Source organism: Clostridium sediminicola, from assembly GCF_050402865.1.
GTDB lineage: Bacteria > Bacillota > Clostridia > Clostridiales > Clostridiaceae > Clostridium_AF > Clostridium_AF sediminicola.
The window spans coordinates 625752-638887 of the sequence record NZ_BAABMF010000001.1; the positions used below are offsets into that span (position 1 = coordinate 625752).

Below are 13136 nucleotides of genomic sequence, written 5' to 3' on the forward strand. Positions count from 1 at the left end.
TATTATTTAGCATCGTACCAAGTATCTCCCGTATTAATGTCAACATCAAGGGGTACAGATAGTTTTATAACATTCTCCATCTCTTCTTTGACAATATTTTTCACTTCATCTAACTCGTCTTTTTTGACATTCAAAATTAATTCATCATGTACTTGTAATAATAAAGTAGATCTTAATTTTTCCGCTTTTAATCTACTGTAAACTTTTATCATAGCAAGTTTTATTATATCTGCTGCTGACCCCTGAATAGGAGTATTCATTGCTAATCTTTCTCCAAAAGCTCTAACTATTTTACTTGAAGCTTGTATTTCTGGAATAAATCTTCTTCTATTTAGAATGGTTGTTACATATCCATCTTGAATTGCATTTTTTATTACGTCGTCAAAATAACTTTTCACTTTGGGATATCTTTCAAAATAAGTCTCAATGTATTGCTTTGCTTCTTTTCGTGAAATATTCAAATCTTGTGACAAACTAAATGCACCAATTCCATAAACAATCCCAAAATTAACGGCTTTAGCATTACTTCTCATCAACGATGTTACTTCGTCAAATGGAACATTAAATACTTCTGAAGCTGTTTTTCTATGAATATCACTATGATTAATAAAAGCATCAATAAAATTTTCATCCTCTGATATATGAGCTAAAACTCTAAGTTCAATTTGAGAGTAATCTGCTGATAAAATAATATCATCTGAGTTTTGAGAAACAAAAACCCTTCTAATAGCTCTCCCCATCTCATATTTTATAGGGATATTCTGAAGATTAGGTTCAGTACTTGATAGTCTTCCAGTTGTTGTTACTGTTTGATTAAAACTAGTATGAATTTTACCATCTTCATCAATAACATTTTTTAGGCCCTCAACATAAGTAGAGTTTAATTTCGATATTTGCCTATAATAGGTTATTTTATCTATAATAGGATGTTTATCTTTTAGTTTCTCCAGAACTTCTGCATTCGTGGAATAACCTGTTTTTGTCTTTTTTATAACTGGCAAATCAAGCTTTTCGAAGAGGATTTTACCTAACTGTTTTGGTGAATTTATATTAAATTTTTCTCCTGACATTTCAAAAATTTCCACTTCAGTTTGAGATATTTCAGACTTTAATTTATCACCAATTAAGTTTAACTCATCTTTGTTAACATCAAATCCATTATACTCCATTTCAGACAATACTTTAATCAAAGGATGTTCTACATTATAATATAGCTTTTCCATATTAGTTTCTTTTATATTTCCTAAATAATAAGAATAAACATCCTTTATATACTTAATATTGATCTTTGCAACATTAGATCTCTTTTCTATGATTTGTTCTTCGCTTAAATCCTTAATTTTTGTATTTTTAAATACTATTTCACCCAAATCTACATTATATAAACCTTCAATTAAATCCAACAAATCATAAGACTTTCTTGATGGCTCAATAAGATAAGCTGCTATTTCTACATCAAATTTTAAATTATTAAAATCAACACCTATTTTCCTTAATATTTCGATAGCCTTTTTAGATGAGTGACAAATCACCTCAATGTTTTCATTCTCAAATAAAATCTTCATAGATTTCAAAGACTTCGAGTTATGATTTTCTTTTTTTATAGCATAATGTTTTTCATCAATTTTTATATACACATATTCGAAATCAATTTTTGACATAAAATTCTCGTTATTATAATCAAATAAAGCAAAAATTTCTCCAGTATAATTGCTCATTTCGCTAAAAAAATCTTCAAATTCTTTATCTGATTCAATAGTTTTTATATCTAAATCAATATTAATATCCTTATTTGTTTTACTAGAACTTTCTGTCGCATCTAAATCTTTGTTTTCGTTTCCTTCTCCAATTCTTGCAAGCAAAGATTTAAATTCTAATCTTTTAAAAGTTCTTATAATACTATTAATATCATAATCATCTTTAGATTTTATATCTTCCAATGAAATTTCTACTGGAACATTAGTAACAATAGTAGCAAGTTTTTTACTAAAAATTGCCTGTTCAGCATATTCTACAAGGTTTTCTTTTAGTTTTTTCCCTTTTATATTTTCTACATTTTTCAATACATTTTCAATACTTCCATACTCTTTAATCAATTTAAAGGCAGTTTTTTCACCTATACCCGGAACACCCGGAATATTATCTGATTTATCACCCATAAGCCCTTTACAATCAATAAATTCTTTAGGTGTTACTCCAAATTCCTCTACCATTTTTTCTCTATTGTAAATAATCTTATCTGTCATTCCTTTTTTATTAATAACAACTTTTACATTATCAGTTGCTAATTGAAGAGCATCTTTATCCCCAGTCACTATAAACACTTCAATACCATTTTCTTCAGCAAATACCGACAAAGTTCCAATAATATCATCAGCTTCAAAACCATCAATTTCAAAAATATTAATAGCCATATCATGCAATATTTCTTTCAATATTGAAAATTGTCCACTAAGCTCTGAAGGCATTTTTTCTCTTCCTGCCTTATATTCTTTGTATTCCTGTTGTCGAAATGTAGGAGCTTTTTTATCAAAAGTTGTAACTATATAATCAGGTTTTATCTCATCTTTAATTTTTAAAAGCATATTCATAAACCCATAAATAGCATTTGTATGTAATCCTTCTGAATTTGTAAACTGAGGCAACCCATAAAAAGCTCTATACATCAAGCTATGTCCATCTAATATTAATAATTTATTTTTTTTCATATACAACCTCCAACTATAATATATATACATAGATAAGTCACTTAGTTGATTTATCTACATAAGTTAAATTTATAATTAAATCTTATAACTATAAAGTACTATAATTAGTTTACTCATTCTAGCTATTAATATCAAGGAATAAAGTTGTGTTCAAAAAAATTTTAAACAATTTTGATTAAAAATACACATATTTGTAATAATTTTATTTTACATCTACTTAATATACCTGATTTAATTTTATGATATAATTATTTTAAAAGACAAGCTAAAAGCTAAATAATATGATTAATAAATTCTTAACTAGGAGGTATTATATGAACTCACATGAAATCGATTATAAACTTTACGGAGACGATATGCAATTTGTTGAGATTGAATTGGACCCTAGAGAAAGTGTGGTAGCAGAAGCTGGTGCCATGATGATGATGTCGCAACATATTCAGATGGAAACTATATTTGGTGATGGTTCTAAACAAAATAATGGCGGTGGCTTTATGAATAAGCTTATGGGCGCTGGAAAAAGAATGATAACAGGTGAGAGTTTATTTATGACTCTATTTACAAATGCAGGTCATGGCAAGCAGCAGGTATCATTTGCTTCTCCCTATCCTGGTAAGATAATACCTATGGATTTAAGCGTTATGGGCGGTAAAATAATCTGTCAGAAAGATGCATTTCTTTGTGCAGCTAAAGGCGTTTCAGTTGGCATAGAACTTCAAAGAAAATTAGGGACTGGTTTTTTTGGGGGCGAAGGATTTATTCTGCAAAAATTAGAAGGCGATGGTTTAGCTTTTGTTCATGCTGGCGGTACTATTACTAAAAGAGACCTTCTACCTGGCGAAACATTAAAAGTCGACACAGGTTGTTTAGTTGCATTTACTAAAGATATACATTATGACATTGAATATGTTGGAAATATTAAATCAGCGGTCTTTGGAGGAGAAGGTTTATTCTACGCTACTGTTACTGGACCTGGATCTGTTTGGGTACAATCACTTCCTTTCTCAAGACTTGCAAGTAGAGTATTCGCTGCTGCTCCACAAACAGGTGGTTCAAGAAAAGGTGAAGGATCTGCTCTTGATTTATTAGGTGGTTTAGGAAACTTACTAGATGGTAATTAAAAATTTATAAATTCCTATACATTAAAAAAAGCGAGAAAATTTTCTCGCTTTTTACTCATTTTTACTCAAATAACATACTAACAGGATTACCTTCATATATTCTTTTGATTGCTTCAGCCATTAAAGGAGCTATAGACAATATTACAAATTTATCAGACTTTTTCTCTTCAGGTTGATTAATTGTGTTTAACATTACTAATTCTTTTATTTTAGAGTTATTTATCATCTCTACAGCATTTCCGGATAATACTCCATGACTACACGTTGCATAAATATCTTTAGCACCGTACTCTTCAAGCACTTTCGCACCTCTTGATATTCTTGTTCCAGTATCAATAATATCATCCATTAAAACTGCGCACTTTCCTTCTACATTTCCGATAATTGTCACATCTTCTTTACCAGTAATTTTATCTCTTTTAGTATCAATAATTGCAATAGGTGCATCTAACCGAGTTGCTAATTTTCTAATTCTAGGAACAGATGCTGCATCTGGTGAAACTATTACTACATCATCACGATTTTTAAAACCTTTATCAATGAAATACTTACCAAGTATTGGCTCTCCTAAAAGATTATCAACTGGTATATTAAAGTATCCTTGTAATTGAGTTGCATGTAAATCTATTGTCAATACTCTATCTGCTCCCGCTTTTGTTAATAAATTTGCTACTAACTTAGCTGTAATAGGATCTCTTGATTTAACTTTTCTGTCCTGTCTTGCATAAGCATAATACGGAATTACTGCTGTGATTCTAGCAGCAGAAGCACGCTTATATGCATCAATCATAATTAATAATTCCATTAAATTGTTGTTTACAGGTTCATTTGTAGCCTGTACAACGAAAACATCATATCCTCTAACAGTTTCTTCTGTAATTACTGAAATTTCTCCATCACTAAATGTGCTAACAACACTATTCCCTAAATTTACCCCTAAATTTCTAGCAATTTCTTCAGCTAATGGCTTATTAGAATTACCAGAAAATACTTTAAGTTCCTTACCGTGATAATACATCTTTGACCTCCTCTATAGTTTAACATCTAGTCTAATATTTATATCCGTATCACTATAATATCTCTTCATCTAAAAAGTATAACAAAAATTCTGCATTAATACAAAATAATTATACATTTTTTTTGTATTTAATCTGCTTTTTAGAATTTCTTAATGTACCCTATTCCAATAACACCTTTACCTATATGGCACCCAATTGCGGGTGAAATAGGGGCATCTATTAACTTTCTAGTATCAATACCTACTTTTTTAAGCCTATCTTTTACATATTCAATATGTTTTGGTGCCTCAGTATTAAATAAGAACAAAAACTGTGTTTCTTCTCCATTTTTTGTATCTTTCAAAAAACTATCTATTACTCTATCAATAGCTTTTTTGGTAGTTCTAATTTTTTCAACTCCTACTATCTTCCCATTATCTTTTATTTCTAACAATGGTTTGATTTTAAGTACAGAAGCAAAAAAACCAGATGCATTAGATAACCTACCATTTTTCACCAAATATTTCAGATCATCAACCATAAAAATAATTCTGTCGTTATCTCTCAACATTTCTAAATGAGCAATTATTTCTTTAACAGTTTTACCTTCTTCAACTAATCTTTGCGCTTCTATTGCCATAAACCCTGCTAAAAATGATGCCGTTTTGCTGTCAAATGCATGTACATTAAAATCATCCATATAACTATTTGAAAGACAAACGCCCTGATATGTGCCACTTAAATGTTCTGAAATAGATATATATATAGCATCGGTATATCCTTTTCCTTTTAATTCTTTGTATATATCTATAAGTTGTCCAATTGATGGTTGAGCTGTGCTAGGAACCTCTTCTAAATTATCTAATCTTTCATAGAATTCTTTTGGAGAGAGATTAAGCCCATCTAAATATTCTTTATTATCTAGCATTATTGTAGTCCTAGCAAGTTTTATGTCATCATATCCTTCAATAAAATCCAATCCACTTGTACTGCATGTTATGATTGCAATTTTTTCCATATTAACACCTCGTATCACCTATGCTATTTTTTACTTTAATTATTATAAATACGTTTTTATGTAGTTATTAGATTTAATTATTACATTAGAATATATCTATAATATTTGTCTTTATTATATCAAAAAAGTAAAATACTTTGAAGCTCAAAGTATTTTACGAATTAAAATTATTATAATTGATTATTATATTTAACATTTGATGTTAAAAAAATCTTCTTGCAGTATAGTAGTCAGACCTACTTGATAATCTAGATATTTTAATTACATCTCCAGTTCTAGGTGCATGAATATAAGAATTATTTCCCACATATATTCCTACATGATGGACTGCTCTTCCACGTTTTGCGAAGAAAACTAAGTCCCCTGGTTTAAGTTGCGATTTAGGCACATATTTTCCGGCTTTTGCTTGATCTCTTGAAACCCTAGGTATTTTAACTCCAAAATGTCTAAACACATATTGTGTAAAACCAGAACAATCAAAAGAACTCGGTCCTGTAGCTCCCCATCTATAAGGTCTTCCCAAAAAATTTGAAGCATAAGCAATAACTGCACTAGAAGAAATCTTAGATGAACCCCTGGAAGGTACATAAGTACTTGTTTTAGCCCTAGCTTGTTCTATTAGTTTTTTTGTTTTGGTAATATCTTTTTGATCCTGACTTACTGCATTTGCATAAGCAGTTACCTGTTTTCTTGCTTCATTTATGTATTTTTGTTGTTCAGTTTTATTAGCTTCAAGTTTAACCATTTTTTCTTTATAAATAGCAACTGAACTATCTAGTTTTTCAGTTTCTTCTTCCATAATCTTTTTTCTTTTTTCAACTTCGGCTTTTTTTCTTTTTAGAGAAGCTATAATTTCATTATCAAGCTCAGTAATTGTTCTTATTATTTGAATTCTAGAGTATAAATCATGAAACCCTTTTGCACCAAGAAGTATTTCAACAAATCCTGTTTTTCCACTTATATACATTGCAGTAATTCTGTCATTATACAATACTTTTTCGTTTATCATATCCTTTTCTGCTTGTCCAATATCTTTAGCAGCATTTTCAATGTTTACTTCAATAGTTTCTATTTTGTTATTTAATTCATCTATTTCAAACATAGTATTTTCAATTTCATAGTCAAATTCTTCAATTTTAGATTCTAGTTCTTCAACAGTTTTTTTAGCAGAACTCAATTTATTTTTACTATCCTTTAATTCTTTGTATTGTTTATCTAACTTTTGTTGTAATGTGTCAGCTAACACTACGACTGACGAAGTTGATGATATTAATATAATAGTAGTTAAAACAGTAGCTGTTAATCTTTTACGCACACAATCACTCCTCTTTATATTATCCACTATTTATTATATCATTCTACATTACAAATTTCAGCATTTTCTTCAAATTACCTTATTTTAACTTAACTATTCATTATATTTTTTCTATTTTCTTACTTTTAATTGTTTATTATTGTCGAACTAAAAACATTGTTTTCATATTATTAACAATTAACTATCTATTCTAGAAAATTTACATTTTATAAAGATTCAAATAGGTTAAAGCCTTATTTAATACCATTCAACTCTATTTCTTCCATTTGTCTTTGCTTTATATAGTAATTTATCAGCCTTGCTAACAAATTCTACTGCTGATTCATTCTTCCATGTACAAGTACCTAAACTACATGTTATATTTAACCCTTTATAATCAAATATTATTTGCGAAATTATTAGTTTTACCTTTTCTGAAACTAAAACAGCTGCATGGATATCTGTATTTGGTAAAATAATCAAAAACTCTTCTCCACCATACCTACCTGCAATATCCATAGTTCTTATATTAGATTTAATTGCCTGGGCAACAGTCCATAAAACTTCATCACCTGCTTGATGTCCATAGTTATCATTAACTTTCTTAAAATAGTCTAAATCTAACATCATAATTGACAAAGGCTCTCTAGTATCTTTAATTTTACCTATTTCTTTTTCTAATAATTCGAAAGAGGTATTATGATTATATAATTTTGTCAAACTATCTGACACTGCAAGTTCACGTAACTCTTTAGTTCTTTCTTTTACGTTTTTTTCTAATGATTGGTTCATTTGTAATAAACTTTTCTCATAAACTTGCTTCGAATGAATCCTTAATATTATGTTTATTATAATTGTAATAAATATTATACTTATAACCATCATAACTATTATCACATTCAATATTTTTTTGTACTTGCAAATATCTCTTCATTTTCTTGAGTAAAAACTATATACCATCCATATCTTAAGTATTCTTCACTTATATCAACTTTAGTACTGGAATAAAGTTTTTTATCTCCTAAAAATTCTGCTTCAAAATTTTTTTCACCTTTTAATATATTACTCATAACATATTTATAAATTTATTTTCTTTATATTCATATTCGATATTTATCACCTCATTTGTATTTTAATTATATCAATTTTTCAAACAAACAACATCATTTATCATACTTTTTAATATAATTTTGTAATGTTTTGTAATTAATATTGCTATTTTTACATTTTCAATATTATTCATAGGATAATTTCAAGAATTATCAAATAATAATAATTATTCTTATATAAAAAGCACTATTTACATCTTCAATATCTTATGCTATTATAAAAGTATAATAGGACTACAAATTAAATCAGTACAAGAAAAGGAAGTGATTCCGCCAAAATATTAACTTTCTTTAGTTAATCAGAACTATAAACCTATTGAAAGGGGATAGACCAATGTACTTGATAGAATCTTTAGAGGATAGTTGTTATTAATAAGAAGTCTATAACTTTATCATTTAGGCTAAGGAGAACACTTTAGTTCAAGATTAAACTATTCTCAGCTTAATTAAAATTAAATAATATAAAAAATATTAAAAGCTAAGATTGTCTAAATCTCAGCTTTTTGTATATTTATATATTATCAAGAAAGCAAAAGATACTATGTTTGGCCTTAAAGTAATTGAGATAAAATATTCTAGTATATAAAAACAAATTTATACTTGTCTTAATAAAATTACTATGCTATACTTTTTTTATAGATGAACCATAAAATCATCAATTAAAAAAATTAAATACATTTTTCACGTGTTACTGATTCGATCAGGCATGGGTAAGAAAACTTGATAATATAATCAAGTTTACTATACTCATGCCTTTTTTATTTGCATTTATACCCCTATCATAGGATTTATAATCAGATAATACGGAAAATCAAATTTAAGGAGGATACTATTTATGTCAAAAAAAGCTTTTGGAATTTTACAACAAATCGGGAAAGCGCTAATGCTTCCAGTTGCTCTACTACCTGCTGCAGGAATTTTACTTGCTTTCGGTAATATGTTTCAAAATCAACAATTTTTATCTGCCGCTCCTATGTTTGAAATAGCTTGGTTTCAAAAATTTGCTATAGTTATGGAACAATCTGGTGGTATAATATTCGATAATCTTGCACTTTTATTTGCAGTTGGTGTTGCAATAGGTTTATCTGATGGAGATGGTGTTGCAGGACTTGCTGCTATCGTTGGTTTCTTGATTATGAACAAAACTATGGGTCTTTTTGCAGGTGTTACAGCAGAACAAGTATCAGATCCGTCTTTCACCAGTGTTCTTGGAATTCCTACTCTTCAAACTGGTGTTTTTGGAGGTATTATAATTGGAGTCGTTGCCGCTTATGCTTATAAAAAATATTTCAATATTGAACTTCCTTCGTATTTAGGTTTCTTTGCCGGTAAACGATTTGTACCAATTGTAACTGCTGTATTTGCTTTAATTCTTGGTGTTGTTCTTGTATTTGTATGGCCACCTATACAAAATGGACTAACAGCATTTTCACGTAATATGATAGATACAAACTTAACTCTTTCGGCTTTCGTATTTGGTGTTATAGAACGTTCACTTATTCCATTTGGATTACATCACATTTTTTATAATCCTTTTTGGTATCAATTTGGAGAATATGCAAATAAAGCTGGACAAATAGTCAATGGTGACCAACAAATATTCTTTGCTCAATTAAAAGATGGTGTTCAATTTACTGCTGGTACATTTATGACTGGTAAATTCCCATTCATGATGTTCGGATTACCTGCAGCTGCACTTGCTATTTACCAAGAAGCTAAGCCTGAAAAAAAAGCATTAGTTGCTAGTATTATGACTTCTGCGGCACTAACTTCATTTTTAACAGGTATTACAGAACCACTCGAATTTTCATTCTTATTCGTAGCGCCCGTTTTATTTGGAATTCATTGTATTTTCGCAGGACTTTCATTTATGACAATGCATATTTTAAACGTTAAAATTGGTATGACTTTCTCTGGTGGTGTTATTGACTACTTATTATTTGGAGTTATGCCAAATCGTACTTCTTGGTGGCTAGTAATCCCTGTAGGATTAGCATTCTCTGCTATATACTATTTTGGATTTAGATTTGCCATTAGAAAGTGGAACTTAAAAACTCCTGGTCGTGAAGTCGAAACTGAAGGTTCTTCACAAACAATTTCAATTAAAGGTTCTCAATTAGCTTCCGAAGTTTTAGTTGCACTTGGTGGTAGAGAAAATATTGATAAACTAGATGCTTGTATCACTAGATTAAGGGTTAGTGTTAAAGATATAAAAAATGTAGATAAGCAGCAATTAAAAAACTTAGGAGCGTCAGGTGTACTAGAAATAGGCAACAATATACAAGCTATCTTTGGTCCAAAATCAGATCAATTAAAGAATGCTATAAAAGATGTAATGGCTGGTAAAATTCCTACTCAAATGGAACTAGCTGCAACAAATGTTAATGAACCTAATGTACAATCACAATGTTCAAACTGCTTTGTTTCTCCACTGGATGGTAAAATAGTAAGTCTTGATGAAGTACCTGATGATTTATTTTCAAAAAGACTACTTGGTGATGGTTTTGCAATTCTACCTACAAATGGTGAGATTGTCTCTCCAGTAAATGGAACAGTAACTACAATACTTCCTTCCAAGCACGCTGTTGGATTGACCTCTGAGGATGGACTTGAAATACTTGTTCATTTTGGTATTGATACAGTAAAACTAAATGGTGAAGGTTTTGAGTCTTTAGTTAAACAAGACGATACTGTTAAGATTGGTCAACCTTTACTAAAAGTAGATGTGAAAAAAGTGCAAGAAAAAGTTCCTTCTATAATTACTCCGGTTATTTTCACAAATCTACCTGAAGGAAAAAAAGTTATTTTTACTAGTAAACAAACTCTTAAAAAAGGTCAAAACAATATTATAGAAATCAAATAATAAAACTCCAGTTTCCAAGGTTTCATTCAACAGTAAAACTTAATTTACAGTTGAACCCGAAAACTTGGTACTGGAGTTTTAACTATTCTTTAATTATCATAGCAGCCATTTCACCTATTTCCTTATTTCCATACTTAGCATAAATTTTAGAATAACCTTTTAAATTAGTCACTACGATAGGAGTGGTAGTATCAATATTTTGATCTATTAGCGTTTTATCAAAGGATAAAATAAGATCACCTTTAGAAACTATATCGCCTTTATTTATATATGAAGTAAAGCCCTCTCCTTTTAAATTAACTGTATCTAATCCCACATGAATCATTATTTCATATCCAATCTCGCTTTTTATTATTATTGCGTGCTTTGTAGGAAATAAGACTACAACTTCTCCTGATATAGGTGCAAAAACTTTATTTGCAGAAGGAATAATAGCAAAACCATCTCCTAAAATTTTTTCTGAGAATACTTCATCATTCACATTATCCAAAGAAATCAATTCTCCTTCAATAGGATTATATATTTCTAATTCTATTTCTTCATCTTTAGAGTAATTGGATGCTTTCATACTAGATACTTTAATTTTATTTTTAGAAATAGAGTCAGATGATTTGTTTAACATTGCTTTTATCATATTTTCTTTAATAAATTCAGCTTCTGTCCCAAGTATTATTTGAAAACAATTAGATGCTTCAAATATCCCTGCAGCTCCTAAATCTTTAAGCTTATTTCTATTAACAATTCGAGTGTTACTAACCTTTAACCTTAATCTTGTAACGCAGGCATCAATTTCTTCTATGTTATCTTTGCCCCCTACTGCGTCTATTATAGATTCGGCCTTATTCTTTCCTTTTGATTGTTTTGATATTATTTTATCATATTGTTTATTTGTTTCATCTTGAACTTCTTCTCTACCAGGAGTCTCAATATTTTTCAACTTTATAGTAAAATAAAACACCACAAAATATAAAACAAAAAATAATGGTCCAATAATCCATAAAAGAAGCGGATTTTCTGCATAATTAAATCCAAGAACATAATCAATTAATGAAGCTGAAAAAGTATATCCTAATCGAATATTAAGCATACTTGTAATAATTCCTGAAAAAAAAGCAGCTACTATATGAAACACATATAAAAATGGAGCAACAAATATGAATGAAAATTCTATAGGCTCTGTTATACCCGTAAAAAAGGATACCAAAGCTGCCGACATCATCATTCCAAAAATTTTCTTTCTATTTTCTACTTTTGATACTACTACAATTGCCAGCGCTGCACCAGGAAGTCCAAACATTAATATTGGATATTCTGCTGCCATGAAAACTCCTGCTGTTGGATCTCCATGAAAGAATCTGGGTGAATCTCCAAAATATTTTATTCCATTAGAAACATATTCGCCAAATTGGAATAGAAATGGCGGATAGTATATATGATGTATACCAGCAGGAATCAAAAGTCTTTTCCCCGCTGCATAAAAAGCTGGTCCAAGGATAGAATCGCTAGCCCAATGAGCAAATAAATCTATTCCGCTCTGAATAGGAACCCATATCTTTATACTAATAATTGCAAATACAAATGAACTAATAGATGTAATAATAGGCACAAATCTTTTTCCACTAAAGAACCCTAAAATTTTAGGTAGCTTAATTTCATGATATTTATTATATAATATCGCAGCAATAAGCCCAATTAAAATACCTCCAAATACTCCCATATTGATATTGGTTCCAATAATAAGTGATTGCTTTACTAATATTTCTTGAAGAATAAGTTCTCCAATTACTGCTGCCAATGCTGCAACTGCTTCTCCTCCTGAAAATCCAATAGCTACCCCCACTGCAAAAATCAAAGGTAAATTATTGAATACTGCATTACCCGCTGTGGAAAGAAATAAAAAAGTAACTCCATATTTACCTAAAAGATCTGGTTGACCTAATCTTAACATTATACCTGCCGCCGGAAGCACTGATACAGGTAACATCAAAGATTTACCTATTCTTTGTAGAATCGAAAAAGTTTTTT

9 protein-coding genes are annotated in these 13136 nt (G+C 29.5%); 2 read left to right on the plus strand and 7 right to left on the minus strand.

The genetic code is table 11. The features are described 5' to 3' along the window. Positions 1-2: 2 nt before the first annotated feature. Entirely contained in the window at positions 3-2708 is a 2706-nt protein-coding gene (polA, locus tag ACQ3F0_RS03120; RefSeq protein ID WP_428863568.1) for a DNA polymerase I, read from the minus strand. Positions 2709-3022: 314 nt separating this feature from the next. Here polA and ACQ3F0_RS03125 point away from each other — a divergent pair, with 314 nt between their 5' ends. Then, on the plus strand, positions 3023-3829 hold the full coding sequence (locus tag ACQ3F0_RS03125; RefSeq protein WP_428863569.1) for a TIGR00266 family protein: 807 nt from the start codon (positions 3023-3025) through the stop codon (positions 3827-3829). A gap of 61 nt (positions 3830-3890) precedes the next feature. Here the strand turns inward: ACQ3F0_RS03125 and ACQ3F0_RS03130 are convergent, their stop codons facing one another. The 5 genes from ACQ3F0_RS03130 to ACQ3F0_RS03150 form a co-directional block, all read right to left on the minus strand. After that, a complete protein-coding gene (locus tag ACQ3F0_RS03130; protein WP_428863570.1) occupies positions 3891-4847 on the minus strand; it encodes a ribose-phosphate diphosphokinase in 957 nt (318 codons plus the stop codon). A 140-nt stretch (positions 4848-4987) separates the two neighbouring features. Next, complete coding sequence (locus ACQ3F0_RS03135; protein ID WP_428863571.1) at positions 4988-5845, minus strand: DegV family protein; 858 nt, start codon at positions 5843-5845, stop codon at positions 4988-4990. A 202-nt stretch (positions 5846-6047) separates the two neighbouring features. After that, positions 6048-7160: a C40 family peptidase gene (locus ACQ3F0_RS03140; RefSeq protein ID WP_428863572.1), complete on the minus strand. Its 1113-nt coding sequence runs from the start codon at positions 7158-7160 to the stop codon at positions 6048-6050. 237 nt (positions 7161-7397) lie between these two features. Then, positions 7398-8024, minus strand: coding sequence for a GGDEF domain-containing protein (locus tag ACQ3F0_RS03145; RefSeq protein WP_428863573.1), 627 nt, complete (start codon positions 8022-8024; stop codon positions 7398-7400). Between the two features lie 14 nt (positions 8025-8038). Continuing rightward, complete coding sequence (locus ACQ3F0_RS03150; RefSeq protein WP_428863574.1) at positions 8039-8209, minus strand: hypothetical protein; 171 nt, start codon at positions 8207-8209, stop codon at positions 8039-8041. Positions 8210-9083: 874 nt separating this feature from the next. Between ACQ3F0_RS03150 and ptsG the strand changes: the two genes are divergently transcribed. Then, positions 9084-11111, plus strand: a complete 2028-nt coding sequence (gene ptsG / locus ACQ3F0_RS03155) for a glucose-specific PTS transporter subunit IIBC (protein WP_428863575.1) — start codon at positions 9084-9086, stop codon at positions 11109-11111. Positions 11112-11193: 82 nt separating this feature from the next. Here ptsG and ACQ3F0_RS03160 read toward each other — a convergent pair whose 3' ends face one another. Then, positions 11194-13095: a glucose PTS transporter subunit IIA gene (locus ACQ3F0_RS03160; RefSeq protein WP_428863720.1), complete on the minus strand. Its 1902-nt coding sequence runs from the start codon at positions 13093-13095 to the stop codon at positions 11194-11196. Positions 13096-13136 lie beyond the last annotated feature (41 nt).